This window comes from Sphingomonas crocodyli (genome assembly GCF_004005865.1).
GTDB lineage: Bacteria > Pseudomonadota > Alphaproteobacteria > Sphingomonadales > Sphingomonadaceae > Rhizorhabdus > Rhizorhabdus crocodyli.
Map to the genome: position 1 here is coordinate 2371122 of NZ_SACN01000001.1, position 21262 is coordinate 2392383.

Sequence of the window (21262 nt, forward strand, 5' to 3'; positions counted from 1 at the left end):
GGCTAGGCGATCAGCCCCATCGCCGCCTGCGGATAGGCCATGCCGCCCGCGAGCAGGATAGTGATCGAAAGCCCCGCGCGGACGATGCCCGACGGCGCCCAATCGCCGAAGATGCCATCCTTCTTGCTCCACAGGATCGGCAGCGCGACGATGCCCGAGGCCGCTATCGCCCAGACAAGCGTCTGCGGCAGCGAATGCGCGATATGCGCCCGCACTGCGGCCAACAACATGGCCCACGCCCAGATCCAGCCGATCGCGCCCATCGGACCGGCCTTAGCGGAAGGGTGTGAGGAAAGAGTGAATCACGTCCCAACTCGTCATTGCGACCCCGGACTTGATCCGGGGGAAGCAATCCAGGCCCGAACTGGCGAGGTTCGCGACCATCTCCGGTGCGGGCCTGGATTGCTTCGTCGCCTACGGCTTCTCGCAATGACGAGGAAAGATCAGCGCGCCGCGATCCGGTCGATCGCTTCTTCGAACATGCCCAGGCTGCACGGCTTGCGCAGCAGGATCGACTTCTCATCCTCCGGAATCTGGTCGGTGCCGCTGAAGTAGATGACGCGCAGATCGGGCATGTTTGCCCGCGCCATCGCCACCAGCGACAAACCGCCCAGATCGCCGGGCATATGGATGTCGGTGACGAGCAAATCATAGGCCGCACCACGCTCGCGAAGGCGCATCAACGCCTCCTCGCCGCCCGACGCCGGAAAGACGTCATGGCCCAGCGCGGCCAGAAGATCGACCGTCACCTCCCGCACGAGCGGATCATCTTCAACGCACAAAATCTTCATATTCGACGCCATTCCCCAATCACGCCGATACGCATGAAAGCTGACAATAGTTTAGAACTTATAGAAAAAAATCCCGCAATATGTATGCAAACGATATCAATTGATGTCTCACTTCGGCAGCGTCACCTTGGGTGCTTCGGTGAAGGGCTTGATCCCGAATTTGGGGTACACTTCGGACGGGTAGTAGAAGGTGCCGTCCTTCACGACCATCGCTATCGTCTTGATCGCCTTGATGTCCTTGGTCGGATCGCCGGGGATCAGGAAGAAGTCCGCCAGCTTGCCCTTGGCGATCGATCCCAGCCGCTGATCCTGCCCGCTATATTTGGCCATGTCGAAGGTCGCGCGCTTCAGGACTTCGGCCGGGGTGAAGCCCGCAAATTGCGTGTAGAGTTCGAGCTCGCGGTGATAGGTCAGCGCCCCGCCCGTATCGGTTCCCGGTACGATGAAGACGCCGCGATCGTGGAGCATCTTCACCGTGGCGGTGATCTTTTCCCACGCACTCTGATAGGCGGCGACGTCGCCCGGCGCCGACAGATCGACCATCGCCTTCTTCAGCCCGCGCTGCACGCCGATCGGCATATGATCGAAATAGTCGGTCGCGCCCGGCGCGATCTTCCCGTCACGATTCTGGGTCAGCATTTCATGGATGCCCAGCGTCGGATCGATCGCCTTGTGCCCGTCGACCATCGACTGGATCGTCTTCTGCACCGGCGCAGAGTTGAGATCGAGCGCCGGCAGTCGCTTGAGCGCGGTCAGGCGGAACAGGGTGCGGGTGTCCTCACCCGGCTTGATGACCCAGCCGAGCATGAACTGGTTGATATGGGTCATCTCGTCATAGCCCGCCGCGATCATCGCATCGGCGGTGGAGAAGGCCGGAACATGGCCCGCGACGCGCAGGCCCAGCGCATGCGCCTCCTTGACGACGGCCGGCACCCATTCGGGGTTCATGCTGTTATAGACCTTGACCTGCCAATAGCCGCGCGCGGCGTACCAGCGGACGGCGTCGACGGCCTCTTTCTCGCTGTTCACGACGATGCCGTTATTGGCGTTGAAGGGCGATTTGCCCTCCAGAAAACCGCTGCGGATCACATGCGGGCCGCCGATGATCCCGTCGTCCATGCGGTGGATCAGTTCGTCTAGCACCGCATTGTCGTTGCCCATATCGCGAACGGTGGTGATGCCCGCGACCAGATTGAGCAGCGCATCGTCCTGCCCCAGATGGCCGTGCGCTTCGTACATGCCGGCGACCAGCGTGCCGCCGGCGCCGTCGATCGCCACTTCGCCCGGCGTCGCGGGGCTGTCGACCGGCTCGACCGCCGCAATCTCCTTGCCGTTGACCAGCACTGACACCGGATCGGTCAGCGCCGAGGTCGCGGGATCGAACAGGCGCACATTCCGGATCCGCACCGGCTTGCCATAATCATGCGCGACCGCCTTCTGGATCGCGACATAGCGATCGGTCGACCATTTGGCGGCCAGGTTGCGTAGCCGCTCCTCCTCGCCCTCATAACCTTCGCGGATGATGATGAAGTCGGGCGTGACATAGGCCGCCATCGCGCCGCTGGCGTCGAGCAGCACCGTATCGGGCGTCGTGTTGACGCCACCGATTTCATAGGCGGTCGCCGCGATCGGCCCCGCTTTGCCCGCGATCGTCAGCGCCGCGCCCTTTTCGATCCGCAGCGTGCCGCCGGGCAGTGCCGGGATCGCGCCGTCCGCATCCTTCAGCAGCGCGCGGGCATAGAGGCCGACGCTCCACGGGCTGCCGCTCTGCGGCACATAGATGCTGGGTTCCTTGACCGTCGCCTTGCCGGGGCCGGTCGAATCCACCCAGGTCGCGCGCTTGCCCTTCAGGGTGAAACGCTCGTCCACCTTGCTGCCGAAGGTGGTGGCGCCGGTCACCGTCCAGGCGGTCGGGAAACCGTTCGCGTCGACGTCGAGCGATTCCTTCATCGTCGGGCCGCGGCCGTTATTCTTGAAGTCGAAGTCGATATCGCTGTGGGTGCCGTTGGTATCGACGTTGAGATGGCCGACATTGCGGCCGCCGAAGATCACGGAAAAGCGTTCGGCCCCGGCCATCGCGGGCGTGGAGACGAAGGCGGCGGAGGCGCAGAGCGCGGCGAAGATCGCTTGTTTCATGACAAGGAAGTAAGCACGCCGCGAAACGATTGAAAAGACGGCGTTTCAGCGATCCTCGAAACGCGGCGCGCGGCGCTCCAGAAAGGCGTCCACCGCCTCCTCATAATCATGGGTGTGGTGCGCCAGCGCCTGATAGGCGGCGGACAGTTCGAGCACCGCCTTCAGGCTCAGATCCTGCGCCTCACGCATCAGCTTTTTACTGAGCCGCGTCGCATGGCCGGGATTGGCGGCGATCCGCCCCGCAATGGAGCGGGCGCGGGTCAGAAGATCCTCCGGATCGGTCAACTCACTGACCAACCCATAATCCAGCGCGGTCGTGGCATCGATCATGTCGCCGGTCAGCGTCATCATCGACGCCCGCGACTGCCCGATAACGCGGGGCAACAGCCACGCGCCACCATCGCCGGGAACCAGCCCCAGCTTGACGAAGCTGTGCGCGAAGCTGGCCGTGCGCGATGCGATGCGGAGGTCGCACATGCAGGCGAGATCCAGCCCCGCCCCCACCGCCGGGCCATTGATGGCCGCGATCACCGGCACTTCCAGCTCCCACAAGGCCAGCGGGATCTGCTGGATGCCGGTGCGATAGCGATCGCGCAGTTCATAAGGATCGCCCTTGAACAGCCCCTCGCGCGCCTTCATGTCCTTGACGTTGCCGCCCGCGCAGAAGGCCGACCCCGCGCCCGTCAGCACCACGGCGCGGATCGAGCGATCGGTGCTCACCTCGCCGCAGAAATCGACGATCGCGCGGAAATCGGCGTCGCTGGTCAGCGCGTTACGCTGATCGGGCCGGTTGAGCGTGGCGGTGACGACCGGGCCTTCGCGTTCGACGATCAGAAAGGGGGACAAGGCGATCTCCTGCGGCTTTATCGTAGTTAGGAACTTGTCAAAGCTTCGGCGCTAAACGCAACCGTTGGCGGACCCGCGTCGGGCCTGCAGGACATGATGGTGCCTATGAGTGCGTTCGGCAAACGGGGTTCGATGACCAATGGCGCGCGGCCGGCTTTCGGCGTTGCGCGGCCCATGCAGGGCGGCAGCCCCGCGCCGCTTGCGGGCGGAGCGCAATTCCCGCCGCTGTCGAGCGATCCGTTCAATGCGGGCGCCCTGAGCGGCGGCGATCCCTTCGCTGCGGCCGAACAGGCGTTCAGTGCCGCCGATCCCTTCGCCGACCTGCCCAGCTTCAATGCCGAACCCACGCCCGTCATGGGCGATGCGGTCGTCGAGGACGCCGCCAAGCCGCGTTATCAGGACGCGATGACCCGCCTCGCCATCCGCGAGGCCGCGTCGGGCGAGGCCGGCAAGTCGAAGGTCGAGGGCTTCGAAGCATCGATCCACAAGATCAAGGAGCAGGTGCTTCCCCGCCTGCTCGAACGCGTCGACCCGGAAGCGGCCGCGACGCTGAGCAAGGATGAGCTGGCCGAGGAATTCCGCCCGATCATCGGCGAAGTGCTGGCCGAACTGCGCATCACGCTCAACCGGCGTGAACAGTTCGCGCTGGAAAAGGTGCTGGTCGACGAGCTGCTCGGCCTCGGGCCGCTCGAGGAATTGCTGGGCGATCCGCTGATCACCGACATCATGGTCAACGGCCCTGACCAGACCTATGTCGAGCGCAAGGGTAAGCTGGAGCTGGCCAATGTCCAGTTCCGCGACGAGGAGCATCTGTTCCAGATCGCGCAGCGCATCGTTTCCAAGGTCGGCCGCCGCGTCGACCAGACCACGCCGCTCGCCGACGCGCGCCTTGCCGACGGCAGCCGCGTCAACGTGATCGTCCCCCCGCTGTCGCTGCGCGGCACCGCGATCTCGATCCGCAAATTCTCGTCCAAGCCGATCACGCTCGACATCATGGCCAAAGGTGGGTCGATGAGCGAGCGTATGTCGACTTTCCTCAAGATCGCGGGCGCGAGCCGCTTCAACGTGGTCATTTCGGGTGGCACCGGCTCGGGCAAGACGACGATGCTCAACGCGCTGTCGAAGATGATCGACCCCGGCGAGCGCGTCGTCACGATCGAAGACGCCGCCGAACTCCGCCTGCAGCAGCCGCACTGGCTGCCGCTCGAAACGCGTCCGGCGAACCTTGAAGGCCAGGGCGCGATCACGATCCGCGACCTTGTCGTCAACGCGCTGCGTATGCGCCCGGATCGCATCATCCTGGGCGAAATCCGTGGCAGCGAATGTTTCGACATGCTCGCCGCGATGAACACCGGCCACGACGGATCGATGTGCACCCTCCACTCCAACAGCCCGCGCGAGGCGCTGGCGCGTATGGAGAACATGGTGATGATGTCGGACATCAAGGTGCCGAAGGAAGCGATCTCGCGCCAGATCGCCGACTCGGTCGACCTGATCGTCCAGGTGAAGCGCCTGCGCGATGGCTCGCGCCGCGTGACCAGCATCACCGAGGTGATCGGCATGGAAGGCCCGGTGATCATCACGCAGGAGCTGTTCAAGTTCGAATTCCACTCGGAAGACGCCGAGGGGAAGATCATCGGCCACTACAATACGTCGAACCTGCGCCCCTACACGCTGGAAAAGGCGCGGCAGTTCGGCTTCGACCAGCCTTTGCTTGAGGCGTGTTTGAACGATTGATTTTTAGATCCTCCCCCGGAGGGGGAGGTGGCATGCGCAGCATGACGGAGGGGTATTGGCCGGCAGCGGCTCGCTTGCGGCGAATACCCCTCCACCGCCTTCGGCGGTCCCCCTCCCCCTCCGGGGGAGGATTTTTTAGGGCCGCAACGAGAGCCGCCAGCCCACATTGAACCGCCACTGCTTGTCATAACCCGGATAGGGCCGATCGATCGCGCGCGCGGCCTCAAGGAACAGCGCCGCCTGCGTCGAATAGGCGATCCGCGCACCCGCGCCTGCCGAAGCGAGATCGTAGGTCGCGCTGGGGAAGATCACGTTGCGGACGATGCCGTCGGAGAACAGTTGCGGCAACGGGCCACGTTCGACGATCGTGATCCGCGAATAATCGCCGAAGCCGTAAATCTCGGTCCCCGCAAACTTGCCGCTCTTGATCGGGCGGAAGGCCAGTTCGGCCAGCCCCGCCCCGCCCCTGTCGCCGCTGAGCAACGCAATCTCGAACGCGCGCCCAAATTCGTCGCCGCCCACTGCGAAGCGTTCGGCCGCTGCCAGACGATCCTTGGTATATTGGCCCGACAGGCGCAGCCGCGCGATCACGCGCTTGCCGATCATCTGGTCGATCGTCGCGCGCGCATTGACCTTGGTGAAGTTCTTTTCCGCCAGCACGTCGATCGCACGCGCGCCGAGCATGTCGACGCCCTTGCTGACGGTGATACCGCCCGTGATCGTGCGCTTGGGCTTCGCATCGACATAGCCGGCGGCGAAGCGCAGCGCGCGGGTCCGCTCGCTCGATATCAGTTGGCCGAAGGCGGCATTGTCACTGTTGAGGCCGTCGACCGTGCCTGAGAGGGTCAGGTTGCGCGTATAGCTGCGGATCAGCGGATAGCTGTAGGTCAGCCCGGCAATCTGCGCCTCACCGCTGATCGCCGAATTGCGCGGCTTGGTCTTCAGATAGCCGAACGACGCCGATGCGCGCCCGCCGTCGCTGCCGATCGGGGTCGAATGCGCGATCGAGGCATATTTGAAATTCTTGAAGTTGATCGATGCCGCCGCCGTCACGTCGGTCTGATCGCCGCCGCGCAGCAGGCCGTAGAGTTTGGCATTCGCGGTAATCTGCCCGCCCTTATAGGTCGCCGAGGCGCGATTATCGAAGCTGCTGGAAAAATCGTGCTTCTTGTCGGTGATCGTCAGCACGATCCGCACCAACCCGCGCCGCGACCCCTGCACGATCTGGATGTCGGTCTTGGTGCCCGGCACGTCCTGGATCAGCGAGATGTAGCGTTGAAGCCGCGTCTTGCTCAGCACCGCCTCGCCCTTCAGGTGGCTCGCAATCTCGGTGATCAGCTTGCGCGCACGCGGGCCGGATTTGTCGGTGACGATGACCTGTTCGACCTGCCCCTCGATCAGCAGGACTTTAACCATACCGCTCGACAAATCCTGATCAGGGATCAGCACCGAAAAGAGCGCGACATCCGACTTGGCATAGCCATTCGATACTGCCGTCGCGATGTTGATCAGGTTCTGGCGCGTTGCCAGTTGCCCGATGAACGGTTCGGCCGCGCGGGCTGCAGAGGCCGGCGCCTTGGTGCCGATGAACTGGATGCCGCGGATGATCGTGTCGGTGCGTTCGGCGCCGCCCTCCACCTCGGCAGGGGCCGCCGACGGCGCGGCCTTGGTCTGCGGCGCGGTGGGCGTGACCGGCTGGATACGGTCGGGCCGATTGCGATCGAGGATGAGCGGCGACTGTATGGCTGGCGATTGCGCCTGTGCGGCACCGCCGAGCATGGTCGCGCCGGCGAGCAGGCTCGCGGCGGACGACCGGGTCCACCTGTTCATGCTGAAGTCCCCTTGGAAATGCCCCGGAAGAAGAAGGAGGCGACCGGCCCCTTAACCGGTCGCCTCGCTCCCTCATCGACCGCCGCGGCGGCCGAGAAGGCCCTGAACGAGCCCTTGGACAGGTACGGCCCCGACGCCGGCGGGCGATGCCGCATTGGTGACGGGCGCAGCCACGGCCGTAACCGTGCCCTGCACCGCGCCCAGCACGTTGCCGACGGTGCCGGTGACGAGATTGCCCGCCGAGGCGACACCCGCCGTCAGCGCCGATCCGGTCGCCTGCGTCGGCGACAGCACGCTCGCGCCGATCGCCGGGTTCGCACCACCGTCGAGCAAGGTCGCGTTGCCGACCTGCACGGTCGCCAGCCCGTTGGTCGGGATCGCGCCCGAAGGCAGCGCGCCCGTCACCGTCTGAACGACCTGCTGGACCGGGGCGACGATCGCGCCCGCGGGAACAGCGGCGCCGGCCGATGCTCCGGCGATCGGCCCGACCGCTGCGGTCACCACATTGCCGCCGGTGCCGACACCGACACTCGCGACGCTGCCCACCGTCTGCGTCGGCGACAGCACGCTCACGCCGACTGCGGGAGTCACGCCCGCTGTGCCGAGCACCTGCGTGGTGCCCGCCGACACGCCAGCGACCTGACCGAGGCCGTTGGTGACGGGTGCGAGCGTGCCGGGCAGCGCCCCGCCGACCGCACCATTACCCGCGCCGAGCGGGGTCACGACCGCATTGACCAGATTGCCGGCCGCATCGACGCCCACCGTCGCAAGCGTGCCCGCATTCTGCGTCGCCGAGGCGAGGCTGACGCCGACCAGCGGGTTCGCGCCCGCCGGCAGGATATCCTTGCCCAGTACGTTGAGCGACACCGCCTGCCCAACCGCGGCGGTCAGCCCGTCGACCAGATATTGCTGGCCATTGCCGGTATCGACGAGCGCCTGGCCGGTCGATTCCAGCACCTGCGCGACGGTACCCAGGATCGGCACCGATCCCGGCACCGCATTGTCGACCGCCTGAACCAGCGTCGGCGTCTGGCTTTCGACGCCCAGCACGGCATTGCCCGCCTGGACGAGGACCGGGCCGAGCGGCCCCGGATTGGAAGGACTGCCGACGTTCGGAAGCAGGCCGGTATCGGCCACGCCCCCCGGTCCGATCAGGCCGGGAACGGGCAGGTTCGCGAGCGACAGGCCGCCCTGGCCGCCGCCATCACCGGTTCCGCCGCCATTACCGCCGCCACCGGTGCCACCGCCGCCGGTTCCACCACCGCCGCTGCCGCCGCCTCCGGTGCCGCCACCGCCCGAGCCGTCTCCACCGGAGCCGCCGCCCGATCCGTTGCCGGAGCCATTGCCGCTGCCCGAGCCGCTGCCATCGTCGACGGGCGTCGAACCGCTGCCATCGCCTGTTCCCGCGCCGGCGCCTGCGCCGACCCCGGCCATTCGAAGGCCGCCGCTGCTCTCGCAGCCCGACAGGGCCATTATTGCAGCCGTCGCCATGAACAGAGATGTCAATTTACGCGCACCTTGAAACATCGCTACCTCCACCGATTGACCACCAAGTAATTTTCGGATGAAAGCGACGTTCCTTTAACTCCGATTTCGGACGCGATTGTCTGATAAGGGGTTTTGCGTAATGGTTTTTTGCCCGGAACGGCAAAGAATTACACGGGTTATCCGGCCAATCAGAGTCGGCGCCGCACGCAGGACGGCTCCAAATATATATTTCCAGTCCCGCAGGACGGGAGGCTAAGGTGCTGACCCATCGTGATCCAGTTCAAAATAAATCCATGTTAATTTCACATGGTCAGTTCGATCTTCATGATCTCGATGCCAAGTCTTTACTTGGATCACTTCCACAGGCGCGACGTGACAGCGAACTTGCCGAGCGGAACCTGCTGCGCGGCTTCACGCGGCATGCGTTGAAGCTGCATGCCGAGTTCACGCGCGAATTTCCGCGCCCGATCTTCGGCAATGCCAATTGGGTTATATTGCTCGCCTGCCTCGATGCGCTTCTGAACGGGCGCATCCAGTGCGTGAAGCAGATCCGTGCCATGCTCGACGAATCGAGCACCGCGGTGCTGCGCCGGATCGAGGCGCTGGAGAAATGCGGCATGATCGGCCGGCGGCGCGATCCCGACGACGGGCGGCGCACCCATGTGCTGCTGACCGTCGCCGGCTATCGCACGATGGCCGAGCATTTGCCGCGCCTGTTTTCCAACCCTGCGCCCGATCCGGAACCCGCGCGTCACTGATCGCGTCACTGGCGTCGCAACCAGCGCCCGGTTTCAAACGTTAAAGCCTTGTTCAGCCGGGAAAGTGCAACGATCGTTTCCGATGCGTGCCGATCCCGGCTATGACGCAACGAGACTCTATCGAAGGCGCTCCCCATGCCGTTCCCGACCCGCTTAATCGCCGCCGTGGCGCTCCCTCTGGCCCTCGCGACCCTTGGCGGCTGCGCGCAGCCGTTCAAGGCCAATGTGTCGCGTTTCCAGGCGCTGCCCGTTCCCGAAGGCCAGAGCTTCGCAATCGTTCCCGTCGATCCGCGCAACGAAGGCGGCCTCGAATTCCGCCAATATGCGCAGCAGGTGAGCCAGCGCCTCGCGGCCTATGGCTATCGCCCGGTCGAAGGCGGGGACAAGCCGCAGCTGGTCGTCCAGCTCGATTATGGCATCGATCATGGCGTGCAGAAGACTGTGTCGCGCGGTGGCGGCGGCTTCGGCCCCTATGGCGGCGGCTTCGGTCCGGGCTTCGGCCCCTATGGCCGCCGCTGGGGTTACGGATCGGCCTTCTACTACGGCTGGGATCCGCTGTGGTACGATCCCTTCTTCGACAACCGGATCGATACCTACACGGTCTATACGAGCTACGTGAACCTCACGATCGAACGCTCGGTCGACAAGCAGCATCTGTTCGAAGGCAAGGCCAAGGCCCGCTCGCTCGACGATGCGCTGACCAAGCTGGTGCCGAACCTGATCGAAGCTTTGTTCACCAACTTCCCCGGCCAGTCGGGCGAAGAGGTGCGCATCACGATCGCGCCGGACAAGAAGTAAGCGGCTCTCCCCCTCCTCGTCATTGCGAGCATAGCGAAGCAATCCAGGCCCGGACCGGAAGAGGTTCGAAACCATCTAGAGTGCGGGCCTGGATTGCCGCGTCGCCTTCGGCTCCTCGCAATGACGAAAATGGGGACGAGGATTGGGCAAATTGCCAGCGCCCTCACCCCACCCTAAGTAGCCCCCATGCCGCGCGCGCATGTGCTTCTCCTCAACCCGGCTCTCGGGCCGCTCGATTATCGTGCCGATCGCGAACATGCGGTCGAGCCGGGGAGCATCGTGCTCGCCCCGCTCGGCCCGCGGCAGATGGTGGGTGTGGTGTGGGAGGAGGAAAGCCTTCCGTCCGCCGATCAGGTCGGCGACAATCGCCTGCGCCCGCTGCTGAGCGTCTATGATGCGCCGCCGATCCAGGCGCCGCTGCGCCGCCTGATCGAGTGGACCTCCGATTATTACTTGGCGCCGCCGGCCGCCGTGCTGCGCATGGCCCTCCCCTCCTCCAGCGCGCTCGATGGGTCACGGACGATCACCGAATATCGCGTGAGCGGCATCGCGCCCGACCGGATGACCCCGCAGCGCGAACAGGCGCTGGAGCGGATCGGCCAGCGGCAGGGGCTGATCCGCGAACTCGCGACGATCGCCGATGTCTCCGAAGCCGTCATTCGCGGCCTCGTGAAGACCGGCGCGATCGAGGCGGTGACGGTGTCGATCGACACGCCCTGGACCTCGCCCGATCCCGATCATGCGCCGCCCGATTTGTCGGACGAGCAGCAGCTTGCGGCGGGCATGCTCGCCGACGCCGTGAAGGCGCGCGAATTCCACCCCTTCCTGCTCGACGGCGTCACCGGATCGGGCAAGACCGAAGTCTATTTCGAGGCGATCGCCGAGGCGCTGCGGCAGGACCAACAGGTGCTGGTCCTCCTCCCCGAAATCGCGCTGACCGAACCTTTCCTCAAACGGTTCGAGGCGCGCTTCGGCCATTTGCCGGTCGCGTGGCACAGCGAGTTGCGTCAGTCGCAACGCCGGCGCGCATGGCGTGGGCTGGCGATCGGCGATGCCAAGGTGGTGGTCGGCGCGCGATCGGCGCTGTTCCTGCCTTATGCGAATCTCGGCCTCATCATCGTCGACGAGGCGCATGAGACCAGCTTCAAGCAGGAGGATGGCGTCCTCTACCACGCCCGCGATGTCGCGGTGATGCGTGCGAAGCTGGAGGGGATACCGATCGTCCTCGCCTCCGCCACGCCCGCGATCGAAACGCGGCAGCAGGCGGCGATCGGGCGCTATACCGAATTGAAGCTCACCGCGCGCCACGGCGCGGCCGAGATGCCCGAGATCGTCGCAATCGATCTGCTGCAGGAGCCGCCGCCGCGCGGCCGCTGGATCGCGCCGTCGCTGGTCAAGGCGATGGAGGAACGGATCGAGCGCAAGGAACAGAGCCTGCTGTTCCTCAACCGGCGCGGCTATGCGCCGCTGACCCTGTGCCGGGCGTGCGGGCACCGCTTCCAATGCCCGAACTGCACCGCGTGGATGGTCGAGCATCGGCTGCTTCAGCGGCTCCAATGCCACCATTGCGGCCATTCGATGCCCCCGCCCCGCGCCTGCCCCGAGTGCAAGGAGGAGGATGCGCTGGTCGCCTGCGGACCCGGAGTCGAGCGGATCGCGGACGAGGTGGCCGCGATCTTCCCGGAGGCGCGCGTCGTGATCGCGACGTCGGACACGCTCAACACCCCCGCCCGCGCCGCCGAGTTCGTCGAGCGGATGGAGGCGGGCGATGTGGACGTCGTGGTCGGCACGCAGCTTGTGACCAAGGGCTATCATTTTCCCGAGCTGACTTTGGTCGGCGTGATCGACGCCGATCTGGGCCTGTCGGGCGGTGACCTGCGCGCGGCGGAACGCAGTTTCCAGCAGATCGCGCAGGTGGCTGGCCGCGCGGGGCGCGGTGAGAAGCCGGGCACCGTCTATATCCAGACCCATTCGCCGGGCGCTCCGGTGATCCAGGCATTGCTGTCGGGCGATGTCGCCAGCTTCTACGAGGCGGAGACCGAGGCGCGGCGCATGGCCGATGCCCCGCCCTTCGGCCGCTTCGCCGCGATCATCGTGTCGTCCGAGAAGCTGGACGACGCGACATCCACGGCGCGGCTGATCGGGCGCAGCGCGCCGCGCGTGGAGGGGATGCACGTCTTCGGTCCCGCCCCCGCCCCGCTCGCCATGCTGCGCGGGCGGCATCGACAACGGCTGCTCGTCCACGCGCGCCGCTCGCTCGATGTGCAGGATGTGATGCGCGAATGGCTCGGCGCGCTCGAATGGCCGAGGAGCGTGCGCGTCGCGGTCGATGTCGATCCCTATAGCTTCCTCTAGGCAGCACGCCTTGCGCTCACTAGATCGACGCTGATGGCCGACGATCGCCCGATATTGATGTTCGATTCCGGTGTGGGCGGCCTTTCGGTGCTTGGCCCCACGCGCGAACTGCTTCCGCAGGCATCCTATGTCTATGTCGCCGATAATGGCGGCTTCCCCTACGGGACCAAGACCGAGGCGGAGATTGCCGCGCGCGTGCCTGCGCTGCTCGGGCGGCTGGTCGAGCGTTATCGCCCGCGCCTGGTCGTCATCGCATGCAACACCGCGTCGACGATCGCGCTGGCGGCGGTGCGCGCGGCGCTGGACCTGCCGGTGGTGGGCACCGTGCCCGCGATCAAGCCGGCGGCCGAGCAATCGAAGAACCGCGTCATCGGCGTGCTGGGCACCGACGCGACCGTGCGACAGCCTTATGTCGATGACCTATCCGCGCGCTTCGCCGCCGATTGCACCGTGCTGCGCCACGGCTCCGCGCGGCTCGTCGAACTGGCCGAGGCCAAATTGCGCGGCGAAGCGACCGACCGTGAAGAATATCGCGCGGTCCTCGCGGGCCTGACCGATCAGGCGGGCGGCGAGCGGATGGACATCGCCGTCCTCGCCTGCACCCATTTCCCGCTGGTCGCCGACGAACTGGCCGCCGCCGCGCCGCATCCGATCGCCTTCGTCGACGGCGGCCCCGGCATTGCGCGGCGCGTCGCTTATCTGACGCAGGGGCAGGAATGGCCGGCCCATCCGATCGGGCAGGCAATATTTACGGCGCCGGTCGACCTTCCGGATGCATTCGTGGACGAATTGGCACGACGCGGGCTTCCGTCGGTCGCAACCTTATGAATCGCGAATCGTTCGCACTGGCATTCGGGCCTTCAAGGCACTAAAGAGCGGCCAAGATTCAGCCCGTTGGAGGGGAACGGGCCGGGGCGGGAGCACCGAGTTTGGACTACCAGCGCGTATTCACTCAGGCGATCGATCGGCTTCATGCCGAGGGCCGCTACCGGGTCTTCATCGACATCCTGCGCAACAAGGGCATGTTCCCCAATGCGCGCTGCTTCGCCGGCCATAACGGCCCGAAGCCCGTCACCGTCTGGTGTTCGAACGATTATCTGGCGATGGGCCAGCACCCCAAGGTGATCGCGGCGATGGAGGAAGCCCTCCACGACGTCGGCGCCGGTTCGGGCGGCACGCGCAACATCGGCGGCAACACGCACTACCATGTCGATCTGGAGGCCGAACTGGCCGACCTGCACGGCAAGGAAGGCGCGCTCCTCTTCACCTCGGGCTATGTCTCGAACGAAGCGACGCTCTCGACGCTCGCCAAGGTTCTGCCCGGCTGCATCATCTTCTCGGACGAGCTGAACCACGCATCGATGATTGCGGGCATCCGCAATTCGGGCTGCGAAAAGCGCGTGTGGCGCCACAACGACCTCGCCCATCTCGAGGAATTGCTGGCCGCCGAAGATCCCGAAGCGCCCAAGCTGATCGCGTTCGAAAGCGTCTATTCGATGGACGGCGACGTCGCCCCGCTTCACGCGATCTGCGACCTGGCCGACAAGTATAATGCGCTGACCTATCTGGACGAGGTTCACGCGGTCGGCATGTACGGCCCGCGCGGTGGCGGCATTTCGGATCGCGACGCGGCGGCCGATCGCATCACCGTGATCGAAGGGACGCTGGGCAAGGCGTTCGGCGTGATGGGCGGCTATATCGCCGCCGATCAGGTGATCATCGACGTGATCCGCAGCTATGCGCCCGGCTTCATCTTCACGACCTCGCTGTCGCCGGTGCTGGTCGCCGGCACGCTGGCGAGTGTGCGTCACCTCAAATCCTCCTCGGTCGAGCGCGAGGGCCAGCAGGCCGCCGCCGCGACGCTGAAGCGCATGTTCGCCGAAGCGGGCTTGCCGGTGATGGACACCGTGACCCATATCGTCCCGCTGATGGTGGGCGATCCGGTGAAGGCCAAGAAGGTGTCGGATATCCTGCTCGCCGAGTACGGCGTGTACGTTCAGCCGATCAACTTCCCGACCGTGCCGCGCGGCACCGAACGCCTGCGTTTCACCCCCGGCCCCGCACACAGCGAAGAGATGATGCGCGAACTGACCGACGCGCTCGTCGAGATCTGGGGCCGCATGGAGATGAAACTGGCGGCTTGATAGCCGTCAGCGCGCTAATCCTTCGCGTTGATAGAAGTTGTCTATCAGGCGTGACGACGTCAGCCTGATCTGCGGCAAATCCAGCCCATCGAGCATCGCGGCATAGCGCCTGCGGTTATCGCGCGTGCGCACCGCAATGTGGTGCAGCATCGCCCATTTGACGCTGTCCTGCCCGCCTTCGAGATTGCCGACACGGTTGGTTTCAAACAATGCCCGGCGAACATAGCGCCACAGGCTGATCCCCGTCGGCGCATCGAGCAGGATCACACCCGTCGCGCGGGCGAAGCGTTGCGGCATCAGGCGGGTATAATTGCCGTCGATCACCCAGCGATCGCCCAGGATCGCCGCATCATGGAGCGCGGTAAAATCCTCCGGCGCGCGCGGAACCCAATCGGTCCCCGGCAAATGATGCAATTGATCGAGATGGACGGCGTCCAGCCCGCGCCTGCGCGCGATCGCCACCGCGAGCGTCGATTTGCCACTGTTCGACGGGCCCAGGATGCAGATGCGATCGCCCAGATTTTCCAGTCGCATCCATCCGCCTCCCCGATAGCAACGTCGCGTTAACCATATTCCGGCACCAGCGATATGACCCATGTGGATGATCGCGCCATGACCGTTTCGCTTTCGGGACTTTCGACCAGCCTCGCCACCCTGCTCGGCCAATCTTCGGGCAGCAGCGCGACCGATGGCGTTTCGGCGCTGACCTATGGCGCGACCGGCAAAGCCACCAGCACGACCGCCGCGACGTCGTCGAACGGCGTCACCATCTCCGCCACCGCGAAAGCAAAGGCGGCTGACGTCGCCGACAATGCCAAGGATTTTGCGACCGTCGGCAAGGAAACCCGCGCCACGCTGGATGCCGCGAAGAAGGCGGGCAAGAGCGTGGACCTGTCCGAATTGTCGGGCCGGGCGCTGTCGGCGATGATTCTCGACAAGAGCGACCAGTTCAGCGCGGGCGAGCAGGCGGCTGCGAAAAAAGAACTCAATCAGCGCATGCGCGACGATGTGATGAGCACGATCGGCGGATCGGCATCGCTGACGAGTCTCGCCAACTACAACCAGCTGCTGATCAGCGACTATGATTCGATGAGCGTCGAAGAACGCGAAGCGCGCGGCTGGAATGCGCAGACGCGCAGCCAGGCGGCGGCCTTTGTCGCAACCGCGACGAACACGTCGACATCGTCTTTGTTCGATCTTTTAAACGACGACGCTTAGGCTCTTTCGGAAGCGTTCCGAAACAGCACTTCCAACCGGGTTGCATCGCGTGCCCCCCCCTGCTAACCGGCCGGCCAACATGCGGGGACGCCTACAGGGCGCCCCCTTTTCCGCATGGGACCGAAATCCAATCGGGGGATTGAACGCGCGTGGAGAATTCCGGCGGTATTCAGGCTAGCCTCAGCGGACGTTATGCGACCGCATTGTTCGAGCTGGCCCGCGACGAGAAGGCGATCGACGCCGTCTCCAAGAGCCTTGCTGGCCTGAAGGCCGCGCTCACCGAATCGGACGATTTTCGTCGCCTGACCACCAGCCCGCTGGTCGGTCGCGAGGAAGCCGTGAAGGCGGTGGCCGCAGTAGCCGCCAGCCTGAAGCTCGATTCCGTAACCACCAAGTTTCTCGGCGTGCTTGCGCAGAACCGTCGCCTGAGCCAGCTCGGCCCGGTGATCCGCGCCTTCGCACAGCTCGCGGCGCGCCATCGCGGCGAAACCACCGCCGAAGTCACCTCCGCCCACCCGCTTGAGGCCGATCAGGTCGAAGCGCTGAAGGCGAAGCTCAAGAGCCAGCTGGGCCGCGACGTGGCGGTCGACCTGACGGTCGATCCCGCGATCCTCGGCGGGCTGATCGTCAAGATCGGCTCCAAGCAGATCGACGGCTCGATCCGCACCAAATTGAACACCCTCGCGATTGCGATGAAAGGCTGAACATGGACATCCGCGCCGCAGAAATCTCCAAGGTCATCCGCGACCAGATCGCCAGCTTCGGTGCCGAAGCGCAGGTCTCCGAAGTCGGCCAGGTGCTGTCGGTCGGTGACGGCATCGCCCGCATCCACGGCCTCGACAACGTCCAGGCCGGCGAAATGGTCGAGTTCGCCAACGGCATCAAGGGCATGGCCCTGAACCTGGAAGCCGACAATGTCGGCGTCGTGATCTTCGGCACCGACGCCGAGATCAAGGAAGGCGACACCGTCAAGCGCACCGGCACCATCGTCGACGTTCCCGTCGGCAAGGGCCTGCTGGGCCGCGTCGTGGACGGCCTGGGCAACCCGATCGACGGCAAGGGCCCGATCGTCAGCGATCAGCGCAGCCGCGTCGAGGTGAAGGCCCCCGGCATCATCCCGCGCAAGTCGGTGCACGAGCCGGTGCAGACCGGCATCAAGGCGCTCGACGCGCTCGTCCCCGTTGGCCGCGGCCAGCGCGAGCTGATCATCGGCGACCGTCAGACCGGCAAGTCGGCCGTCGCGATCGATGCCTTCATCAACCAGAAGGGCGCCAACGCCGGCACCGACGAATCGAAGAAGCTGTACTGCATCTACGTCGCCGTCGGTCAGAAGCGTTCGACCGTCGCGCAGCTCGTTCGCACGCTGGAAGAAAATGGCGCGATGGAATATTCCATCGTCGTCGCCGCCACCGCGTCGGACCCCGCCCCGCTTCAGTTCCTCGCACCCTACACCGGCTGCGCGATGGGCGAATATTTCCGCGACAACGGCATGCACGGCCTGATCGTGTATGACGATCTGTCGAAGCAGGCGGTCGCCTATCGTCAGATGTCGCTGCTGCTGCGCCGTCCGCCGGGCCGCGAAGCCTATCCGGGCGACGTCTTCTATCTCCACAGCCGCCTGCTCGAGCGCGCCGCGAAGATGAACGACGCGAACGGCAACGGTTCGCTGACGGCGCTGCCGATCATCGAAACCCAGGCGGGCGACGTTTCGGCCTACATCCCGACCAACGTGATTTCGATCACCGACGGCCAGATCTTCCTTGAAACCGACCTGTTCAACGCCGGCATCCGCCCCGCGATCAACGTCGGTCTCTCGGTCAGCCGCGTCGGTTCGGCCGCGCAGACCAAGGCGATGAAGAAGGTCGCCGGCTCGATCAAGCTGGACCTCGCCCAGTATCGCGAAATGGCCGCCTTCGCGCAGTTCGGTTCGGACCTCGACGCGTCGACGCAGAAGCTGCTGAACCGCGGCGCGCGCCTGACCGAGCTGCTCAAGCAGCCGCAGTTCGCCCCCCTGCCCTTCGAGGAGCAGGTTGCATCGATCTTTGCGGGCGTGAACGGCTATATCGATGCCTTCCCGGTCGCTTCGGTCACGCGCTTCGAAGCCGCTTTCCTCGCGGAACTGCGCTCCAAGCATGCCGACATCCTGACCGCGATCCGCGACAGCAAGGATCTGTCGGCGGAGAGCACCGCGGGCCTGAAGTCGGCCCTCGAAGCCTTCGTCAAGACGTTCGCCTGAACATGATGCCGCCTCCGCGTCCGCGCGGGGGCGACCATAAGGGAAGCAGATGCCCAGTCTGAAGAGCCTCAAGGTCCGCATCACTTCGGTGAAGTCGACCCAGAAGATCACCAAGGCGATGAAGATGGTCGCCGCGGCCAAGCTGCGTCGCGCGCAGATGGCCGCCGAGGCCGGGCGTCCTTACGCCGAGCGGCTGAACGCGGTGATGGCCAGCCTTGCCTCCAAGGTGACGATCGGCCCGAACTCGCCCAAGCTGCTGGCCGGCACGGGCAACGATCAGTGCCACCTGCTGGTGGTCGCGACGTCGGAGCGCGGCCTTGCCGGTGCGTTCAACACCAACATCGTCCGCGCCGCCCGCAAGAAGGCCGACGAGCTGATCGCCCAGGGCAAGACGGTGAAGTTCTACCTGATCGGCAAGAAGGGCCGTCCGGTGATCGCGCGCCTCTATCCGGGCAAGATCGTCCACCAGGTCGACCAGAGCCACATCAAGAACGTCGCCTTCGGCGATGCGCACGAAGTGGCAGATGATCTGATCGCCCGCTACAATGGCGGCGAATATGACGTGGCGCACCTGTTCTTCGCCAAGTTCAAGTCGGCGCTGCTGCAGGAGCCGACCGAGCTGCAGATCATCCCGGTGCCGCTGGCCGCGAACGACACGGACAGCAATGCCGGCGTTTCGGCGGCGGTGGAATATGAGCCCGACGAGGACGAGATCCTGGCCGAACTCCTCCCCCGCAACGTCGCGGTGCAGCTGTTCCGTGCGATGCTGGAAAATGCAGCGTCCGAACAGGGCAGCCGCATGACCGCGATGGACAATGCGACGCGCAATGCGGGCGACATGATCAAGCGGCTCAGCATCCAGTATAACCGCGCCCGTCAGGCCGCGATCACCACCGAACTCGTTGAAATCATCTCGGGCGCCGAAGCGCTCTAAAGACACAGGCAGGCAAGGAAGAAACCTATGGCTACCACCACCAACAATGTCGGCCGCGTGTCGCAGGTCATCGGCGCCGTCGTCGACGTGACCTTCGAAACCAGCCTGCCCGCGATCCTTTCGGCGCTGGAAACGACCAACAACGGCAACCGCCTGGTCCTCGAGGTTGCGCAGCACCTCGGTGAGAACACGGTCCGCACGATCGCGATGGACTCGACCGAGGGCCTGACCCGCGGCCAGGAAGTCACCGACACCGGTTCGCAGATCCGCGTCCCCGTCGGCCCGAAGACGCTCGGCCGCATCCTGAACGTCGTCGGCGAGCCGATCGACGAGCGTGGCCCGGTCGACACCGACCTGACCGCCCCGATCCACGCCGAAGCCCCGCTGTTCATCGATCAGTCGACCGAGACCAGCATTCTGGCCACCGGCATCAAGGTCATCGACCTTCTCGCCCCTTACGCGAAGGGCGGCAAGATCGGCCTGTTCGGCGGCGCGGGCGTGGGCAAGACCGTGCTCATCCAGGAACTGATCAACAACATCGCCAAGGGCCACGGCGGCACCTCGGTGTTCGCGGGCGTCGGCGAGCGTACCCGTGAGGGCAACGATCTCTACCACGAGTTCCTCGACGCCGGCGTTATCGCCAAGGACGCCGACGGCAACGCGATCACCGACGGTTCGAAGGTGGCGCTGGTTTATGGCCAGATGAACGAGCCGCCGGGCGCCCGTGCGCGCGTCGCTCTCTCGGGCCTGACGATCGCCGAATATTTCCGCGACGTCGAAGGCCAGGACGTGCTGTTCTTCGTCGACAACATCTTCCGCTTCACCCAAGCGGGCGCCGAAGTGTCGGCGCTGCTGGGCCGCATCCCGTCGGCCGTGGGCTATCAGCCGACCCTGTCGACCGACATGGGCGCGCTGCAGGAACGCATCACCTCGACCAACAAGGGTTCGATCACCTCGGTTCAGGCCGTGTACGTTCCCGCGGACGATCTTACCGATCCGGCGCCGGCCACCTCGTTCGCTCACCTCGACGCGACGACCGTGTTGAACCGTGCGATTTCGGAACTGGGCATCTACCCGGCGGTCGACCCGCTCGACTCGACCTCGCGCGTGCTGGAGCCGCGCATCGTCGGCCAGGAGCATTACGACACTGCGCGCGCCGTCCAGGCGATCCTGCAGAAGTACAAGTCGCTGCAGGACATCATCGCGATCCTGGGCATGGACGAGCTTTCGGAAGAAGATAAGCTCACCGTCCAGCGCGCCCGCAAGATCCAGCGCTTCCTGTCGCAGCCGTTCCACGTCGCCGAAGTCTTCACCGGCATCAGCGGCAAGTTCGTCGCGATCGAGGACACGGTGAAGTCGTTCAAGGCCGTCGTCGACGGCGAATATGACCACCTGCCCGAAGCCGCCTTCTACATGGTCGGCGGCATCGACGAAGCCGTCGAGAAGGCCAAGAAGCTGGCCGCCGAAGCGGCGTAAACCGAACTACGCCCCTCCCTGCAAGGGAGGGGTTGGGGGTGGGTGCGAGCGACGAAGTCGCGAGCTTCCAACCTGCTCCCGCAAGGCTACGCCAGAGGCATCGAGCCTCTGGCTTCGCCACCCACCCCTGCCCCTCCCTTGAAGGGAGGGGGGAGATTTTGAATGGCAGACCTGCACTTCGAACTCGTCACCCCGGAAAAGCTCCTCCGTTCGGAGGAAGTCTATATGGTGGTGGTTCCCGGCACCGAGGGCGATTTCGGCGTGCTCGCGGGGCATGCCCCGTTCATGTCGGTGGTCCGCTCGGGCGAGCTTTCGATCTATTCGAACCCGACCACGGTCGTCTCGCGTATTCACGTCGAGGGTGGCTTCGCCGAGGTGAACGAGAAGGGCCTGACCGTTCTCGCCGAACAGGCGACCGAAGCGTAACGCGCTTCGGGGAGGCTGGGCCTTCCCGCTCCTTCGAGAGACAGATAACGGCGTCCCTAACGGGGCGCCGTTTTCGTATGGGGTCAGGC

19 protein-coding genes are annotated in these 21262 nt (G+C 65.2%); 12 read left to right on the top strand and 7 right to left on the bottom strand.

Annotation, left to right across the window (positions count from 1 at the left end; genetic code table 11):
- Positions 1-2: 2 nt before the first annotated feature.
- The 4 genes from EOD43_RS11375 to EOD43_RS11390 all read right to left on the bottom strand — a co-directional run bounded on the left by EOD43_RS11375 (position 3) and on the right by EOD43_RS11390 (position 3773).
- Complete coding sequence (locus EOD43_RS11375; protein ID WP_127743867.1) at positions 3-263, bottom strand: hypothetical protein; 261 nt, start codon at positions 261-263, stop codon at positions 3-5.
- Between the two features lie 180 nt (positions 264-443).
- On the bottom strand, positions 444-791 hold the full coding sequence (locus tag EOD43_RS11380) for a response regulator (protein ID WP_127743869.1): 348 nt from the start codon (positions 789-791) through the stop codon (positions 444-446).
- A gap of 108 nt (positions 792-899) precedes the next feature.
- Positions 900-2927 carry an amidohydrolase family protein gene (locus tag EOD43_RS11385; RefSeq protein ID WP_164857198.1) on the bottom strand — a complete coding sequence of 676 codons (2028 nt, stop codon included), beginning with the start codon at positions 2925-2927 and terminating at the stop codon, positions 900-902.
- A gap of 45 nt (positions 2928-2972) precedes the next feature.
- Positions 2973-3773, bottom strand: coding sequence for a crotonase/enoyl-CoA hydratase family protein (locus tag EOD43_RS11390; RefSeq protein WP_127743871.1), 801 nt, complete (start codon positions 3771-3773; stop codon positions 2973-2975).
- Positions 3774-3878: 105 nt separating this feature from the next.
- Here EOD43_RS11390 and EOD43_RS11395 point away from each other — a divergent pair, with 105 nt between their 5' ends.
- Positions 3879-5510, top strand: coding sequence for a TadA family conjugal transfer-associated ATPase (locus EOD43_RS11395; RefSeq protein ID WP_240653159.1), 1632 nt, complete (start codon positions 3879-3881; stop codon positions 5508-5510).
- A 135-nt stretch (positions 5511-5645) separates the two neighbouring features.
- On the opposite strand, the gene EOD43_RS11400 is transcribed toward EOD43_RS11395, so the two are convergent.
- Positions 5646-7340 (bottom strand): ShlB/FhaC/HecB family hemolysin secretion/activation protein, encoded by a 1695-nt coding sequence (locus EOD43_RS11400; RefSeq protein ID WP_127743875.1) that lies wholly within the window; start codon positions 7338-7340, stop codon positions 5646-5648.
- Positions 7341-7412: 72 nt separating this feature from the next.
- Positions 7413-8813 (bottom strand): hypothetical protein, encoded by a 1401-nt coding sequence (locus EOD43_RS11405; RefSeq protein ID WP_206363520.1) that lies wholly within the window; start codon positions 8811-8813, stop codon positions 7413-7415.
- Between the two features lie 308 nt (positions 8814-9121).
- On the opposite strand from EOD43_RS11405, the gene EOD43_RS11415 reads away from it, so the two are divergent.
- From EOD43_RS11415 to hemA, 5 genes are all read left to right on the top strand, one after another.
- Positions 9122-9586 (top strand): winged helix DNA-binding protein, encoded by a 465-nt coding sequence (locus tag EOD43_RS11415; protein WP_164857199.1) that lies wholly within the window; start codon positions 9122-9124, stop codon positions 9584-9586.
- Between the two features lie 135 nt (positions 9587-9721).
- A complete protein-coding gene (locus tag EOD43_RS11420; RefSeq protein ID WP_127743881.1) occupies positions 9722-10384 on the top strand; it encodes a DUF4136 domain-containing protein in 663 nt (220 codons plus the stop codon).
- A 186-nt stretch (positions 10385-10570) separates the two neighbouring features.
- Positions 10571-12739, top strand: coding sequence for a primosomal protein N' (locus tag EOD43_RS11425; RefSeq protein ID WP_127743883.1), 2169 nt, complete (start codon positions 10571-10573; stop codon positions 12737-12739).
- 33 nt (positions 12740-12772) lie between these two features.
- Entirely contained in the window at positions 12773-13567 is a 795-nt protein-coding gene (gene murI, locus EOD43_RS11430) for a glutamate racemase (protein WP_127743885.1), read from the top strand.
- A 101-nt stretch (positions 13568-13668) separates the two neighbouring features.
- Complete coding sequence (hemA, locus tag EOD43_RS11435; protein ID WP_127743887.1) at positions 13669-14883, top strand: 5-aminolevulinate synthase; 1215 nt, start codon at positions 13669-13671, stop codon at positions 14881-14883.
- 6 nt (positions 14884-14889) lie between these two features.
- On the opposite strand, the gene EOD43_RS11440 is transcribed toward hemA, so the two are convergent.
- Positions 14890-15417, bottom strand: a complete 528-nt coding sequence (locus tag EOD43_RS11440) for a P-loop NTPase family protein (RefSeq protein ID WP_127743889.1) — start codon at positions 15415-15417, stop codon at positions 14890-14892.
- A 78-nt stretch (positions 15418-15495) separates the two neighbouring features.
- Between EOD43_RS11440 and EOD43_RS11445 the strand changes: the two genes are divergently transcribed.
- From EOD43_RS11445 to EOD43_RS11470, 6 genes are all read left to right on the top strand, one after another.
- A complete protein-coding gene (locus EOD43_RS11445) occupies positions 15496-16101 on the top strand; it encodes a hypothetical protein (RefSeq protein WP_164857200.1) in 606 nt (201 codons plus the stop codon).
- A 149-nt stretch (positions 16102-16250) separates the two neighbouring features.
- Positions 16251-16805: a F0F1 ATP synthase subunit delta gene (locus EOD43_RS11450; protein ID WP_127743893.1), complete on the top strand. Its 555-nt coding sequence runs from the start codon at positions 16251-16253 to the stop codon at positions 16803-16805.
- 2 nt (positions 16806-16807) lie between these two features.
- Entirely contained in the window at positions 16808-18337 is a 1530-nt protein-coding gene (gene atpA / locus EOD43_RS11455; RefSeq protein ID WP_127743895.1) for a F0F1 ATP synthase subunit alpha, read from the top strand.
- Positions 18338-18386: 49 nt separating this feature from the next.
- A complete protein-coding gene (locus tag EOD43_RS11460; RefSeq protein ID WP_127743897.1) occupies positions 18387-19271 on the top strand; it encodes a F0F1 ATP synthase subunit gamma in 885 nt (294 codons plus the stop codon).
- A gap of 27 nt (positions 19272-19298) precedes the next feature.
- Complete coding sequence (gene atpD, locus EOD43_RS11465) at positions 19299-20747, top strand: F0F1 ATP synthase subunit beta (protein ID WP_127743899.1); 1449 nt, start codon at positions 19299-19301, stop codon at positions 20745-20747.
- Between the two features lie 162 nt (positions 20748-20909).
- Positions 20910-21173 carry an ATP synthase F1 subunit epsilon gene (locus EOD43_RS11470; protein WP_127743901.1) on the top strand — a complete coding sequence of 88 codons (264 nt, stop codon included), beginning with the start codon at positions 20910-20912 and terminating at the stop codon, positions 21171-21173.
- Positions 21174-21262 lie beyond the last annotated feature (89 nt).

Bases quoted from the DNA above. Each gene is read 5' to 3' on its own strand.
- EOD43_RS11395 (WP_240653159.1), top strand. From the start codon at position 3,879: ATGAGTGCGTTCGGCAAACGGGGTTCGATGACCAATGGCGCGCGGCCG.
- EOD43_RS11405 (WP_206363520.1), bottom strand. From the start codon at position 8,813: ATGGCCCTGTCGGGCTGCGAGAGCAGCGGCGGCCTTCGAATGGCCGGG.
- EOD43_RS11460 (WP_127743897.1), top strand. From the start codon at position 18,387: ATGCCCAGTCTGAAGAGCCTCAAGGTCCGCATCACTTCGGTGAAGTCG.
- EOD43_RS11415 (WP_164857199.1), top strand. From the start codon at position 9,122: ATGTTAATTTCACATGGTCAGTTCGATCTTCATGATCTCGATGCCAAG.
- EOD43_RS11420 (WP_127743881.1), top strand. From the start codon at position 9,722: ATGCCGTTCCCGACCCGCTTAATCGCCGCCGTGGCGCTCCCTCTGGCC.
- EOD43_RS11440 (WP_127743889.1), bottom strand. From the start codon at position 15,417: ATGCGACTGGAAAATCTGGGCGATCGCATCTGCATCCTGGGCCCGTCG.
- atpA (WP_127743895.1), top strand. From the start codon at position 16,808: ATGGACATCCGCGCCGCAGAAATCTCCAAGGTCATCCGCGACCAGATC.
- EOD43_RS11380 (WP_127743869.1), bottom strand. From the start codon at position 791: ATGAAGATTTTGTGCGTTGAAGATGATCCGCTCGTGCGGGAGGTGACG.
- EOD43_RS11385 (WP_164857198.1), bottom strand. From the start codon at position 2,927: ATGAAACAAGCGATCTTCGCCGCGCTCTGCGCCTCCGCCGCCTTCGTC.
- atpD (WP_127743899.1), top strand. From the start codon at position 19,299: ATGGCTACCACCACCAACAATGTCGGCCGCGTGTCGCAGGTCATCGGC.
- EOD43_RS11400 (WP_127743875.1), bottom strand. From the start codon at position 7,340: ATGAACAGGTGGACCCGGTCGTCCGCCGCGAGCCTGCTCGCCGGCGCG.
- EOD43_RS11375 (WP_127743867.1), bottom strand. From the start codon at position 263: ATGGGCGCGATCGGCTGGATCTGGGCGTGGGCCATGTTGTTGGCCGCA.
- EOD43_RS11470 (WP_127743901.1), top strand. From the start codon at position 20,910: ATGGCAGACCTGCACTTCGAACTCGTCACCCCGGAAAAGCTCCTCCGT.
- EOD43_RS11425 (WP_127743883.1), top strand. From the start codon at position 10,571: ATGCCGCGCGCGCATGTGCTTCTCCTCAACCCGGCTCTCGGGCCGCTC.
- murI (WP_127743885.1), top strand. From the start codon at position 12,773: ATGGCCGACGATCGCCCGATATTGATGTTCGATTCCGGTGTGGGCGGC.
- EOD43_RS11445 (WP_164857200.1), top strand. From the start codon at position 15,496: ATGACCGTTTCGCTTTCGGGACTTTCGACCAGCCTCGCCACCCTGCTC.